A 3,332-nucleotide genomic window follows, 5' to 3' on the forward strand; every position below is an offset into this window, starting at 1 on the left:
TCGCTGGTTACCCGAGTATGGGCTGACCGGTCGCGTGACGCGACAAAGCGATATTGTTTTCCAAGTCTAGTACACTAACCAAAAGTTGCCGCAGAACGAACCAGTCTGCGGGAACTGGGAAAGTGCATGCTTTTGACACCGGAAGAAGCCTGTCTTCTTCTGGATCAAATCAAGCGCGATAAGGGCGTTTGGTGGATGCCTTGGCAGCAAGAGGCGATGAAGGACGTGATACCCTGCGATAAGCTTGGGGGAGCCGGGAATAGGCTTTGATCCCAAGATCTCCGAATGGGGCAACCCACCTGATTGTTCGTTGTTGTTACGCAAGTAATCATCAGCGGGCAAAACCAGGTATCATTACCCTGAACACATAGGGGTTTTGAAGCGAACCCGGGGAACTGAAACATCTAAGTACCCGGAGGAAAGGAAATCAATAGAGACTCCGTTAGTAGTGGCGAGCGAACGCGGACCAGCCGAGCCTGGAAGAGTGACTGGAACCGTCTGGAAAGGCGGGCCATAGCGGGTGACAGCCCCGTACAGGAAGCTCCACGGGACATATTAAGTAGGGCGGGACACGTGAAATCCTGTCTGAAGATCGGGGGACCACCCCCGAAGGCTAAGTACTCCTTGCTGACCGATAGCGAACCAGTACCGTGAGGGAAAGGTGAAAAGCACCCCGACGAGGGGAGTGAAACAGTACCTGAAACCGGACGCCTACAAGCAGTCGGAGCCGCCTTGAGCGGTGACGGCGTACCTTTTGTATAATGGGTCAACGACTTGGTCTCACGAGCAAGCTTAAGCCGTTAGGTGTAGGCGCAGCGAAAGCGAGTCTTAAAAGGGCGCATGAGTTCGTGGGATCAGACCCGAAACCGAGTGATCTAGCCATGGCCAGGATGAAGGTAAGGTAACACTTACTGGAGGTCCGAACCCACACCTGTTGAAAAAGGTCGGGATGAGCTGTGGCTAGGGGTGAAAGGCCAATCAAACTCGGAGATAGCTGGTTCTCCGCGAAAGCTATTTAGGTAGCGCCTCGGACGAATACCTTGGGGGGTAGAGCACTGGATGGGTGATGGGGTCCCACAGACTTACTGAGCCTAACCAAACTCCGAATACCCAAGAGTACTATCCGGGAGACAGACGGCGGGTGCTAACGTCCGTCGTCAAGAGGGAAACAACCCTGACCTACAGCTAAGGCCCCCAATTCGTGGCTAAGTGGGAAAGCATGTGAGACGGCCAAAACAACCAGGAGGTTGGCTTAGAAGCAGCCATCCTTTAAAGATAGCGTAACAGCTCACTGGTCTAGATAAGCTGTCTTGCGGCGAAGATGTAACGGGGCTCAAGCCACGAGCCGAAGCTTAGGATGCACACTCAGTGTGCGTGGTAGCGGAGCGTTCCGTGATATAGTTCCATGCCTCTTGTGCCCTTCGGGGCAATGGAGGCTCGGAGCTTACTGTGAAGCCGGGCCGTGAGGCATCCGGTGGAGTGATCGGAAGCGAGAATGTTGACATGAGTAGCGACAAACAGGGTGAGAGACCCTGTCGCCGAAAGTCCAAGGGTTCCTGCTTAAAGCTAATCTGAGCAGGGTAAGCCGGCCCCTAAGGCGAGGCCGAAAGGCGTAGTCGATGGGAACCAGGTTAATATTCCTGGGCCAGGAGATGGTGACGGATCCCGACGGTAGTTCATCCTTATCGGATTGAATGGGCTGCTTAGGGGTTCCTGGAAATAGCCCTCCATGAGACCGTACCCTAAACCGACACAGGTGGACTGGTAGAGAATACCAAGGCGCTTGAGAGAACCACATTTAAGGAACTCGGCAAAATACCTCCGTAAGTTCGCGAGAAGGAGGCCCCATTCGCAGGCAACTGTGGGTGGGGGGCACAAACTAGGGGGTGGCGACTGTTTACTAAAAACACAGGGCTCTGCGAAGTCGCAAGACGACGTATAGGGTCTGACGCCTGCCCGGTGCTGGAAGGTTAAAAGGAGGGGTGCAAGCTCCGAATTGAAGCCCCAGTAAACGGCGGCCGTAACTATAACGGTCCTAAGGTAGCGAAATTCCTTGTCGGGTAAGTTCCGACCTGCACGAATGGCGTAACGACTTCCCCGCTGTCTCAAATGTGGACTCAGCGAAATTGAACTGTCTGTCAAGATGCAGACTTCCCGCGGTTAGACGGAAAGACCCCATGAACCTTTACTCCAGCTTCGCACTGGCATCAGGATTGCGATGTGCAGGATAGGTGGTAGGCTTTGAAATCGGGACGCCAGTTCCGGTGGAGCCACCCTTGAGATACCACCCTTCGCACTCTTGATGTCTAACCGCGGCCCGTTATCCGGGTCCGGGACCATGCGTGGCGGGGAGTTTGACTGGGGCGGTCGCCTCCCAAACAGTAACGGAGGCGCGCGAAGGTTGGCTCAGAGCGGTCGGAAATCGCTCGTTGAGTGCAATGGCAAAAGCCAGCCTGACTGCAAGACTGACAAGTCGAGCAGAGACGAAAGTCGGCCATAGTGATCCGGTGGTCCCAAGTGGGAGGGCCATCGCTCAACGGATAAAAGGTACTCTGGGGATAACAGGCTGATGATGCCCAAGAGTCCATATCGACGGCATCGTTTGGCACCTCGATGTCGGCTCATCTCATCCTGGGGCTGGAGCAGGTCCCAAGGGTATGGCTGTTCGCCATTTAAAGAGGTACGTGAGCTGGGTTTAGAACGTCGTGAGACAGTTCGGTCCCTATCTGCCGTGGGTGTAGGAGACTTGAGAAGAGTTGCCCCTAGTACGAGAGGACCGGGGTGAACGCTCCACTGGTGGACCAGTTGTCGTGCCAACGGCAGTGCTGGGTAGCTATGAGCGGACAGGATAACCGCTGAAGGCATCTAAGCGGGAAGCCCCCTTCAAAACAAGGTCTCCCTTGAGAGCCGTGGAAGACCACCACGTCGATAGGCCGGAGGTGTAAGCGCGGTAACGCGTTCAGCTGACCGGTACTAATTGCTCGATAGGCTTGATTTGATCCAGTGGAAGACAGGCAATAGCCTCCACTGTCAAAAGCAAACAAAACGCGGAAAACAAAACTGATGTAACCGGCAGTCATGCCGGAGAGCTTCTCATCAGGTCTGGTGGTCATAGCACGAGCAAAACACCCGATCCCATCCCGAACTCGGCCGTTAAGTGCCGGCGCGCCAATGGTACTGCGTCTCAAGACGTGGGAGAGTAGGTCACCGCCAGACCTGATGAGAAGCTCAACTCTCAAAACGATCAAATACCACCGCGGGGTGGAGCAGCCCGGTAGCTCGTCAGGCTCATAACCTGAAGGTCACAGGTTCAAATCCTGTCCCCGCAACCA

Annotated in this window: 1 tRNA gene and 2 rRNA genes; all 3 read left to right on the forward strand. The window is 55.0% G+C overall.

The features are described from left to right. Positions 1–167: 167 nt before the first annotated feature. A 23S ribosomal RNA gene (locus CG51_RS18410) occupies positions 168–2,998 on the forward strand. 103 nt (positions 2,999–3,101) lie between these two features. Next, a 5S ribosomal RNA gene (gene rrf / locus CG51_RS18415) occupies positions 3,102–3,216 on the forward strand. A 39-nt stretch (positions 3,217–3,255) separates the two neighbouring features. Further along, a tRNA-Met gene (locus CG51_RS18420) sits at positions 3,256–3,332 on the forward strand.

Source organism: Haematobacter missouriensis (genome assembly GCF_000740775.1).
Taxonomy (GTDB): Bacteria; Pseudomonadota; Alphaproteobacteria; order Rhodobacterales; family Rhodobacteraceae; genus Haematobacter; species Haematobacter missouriensis.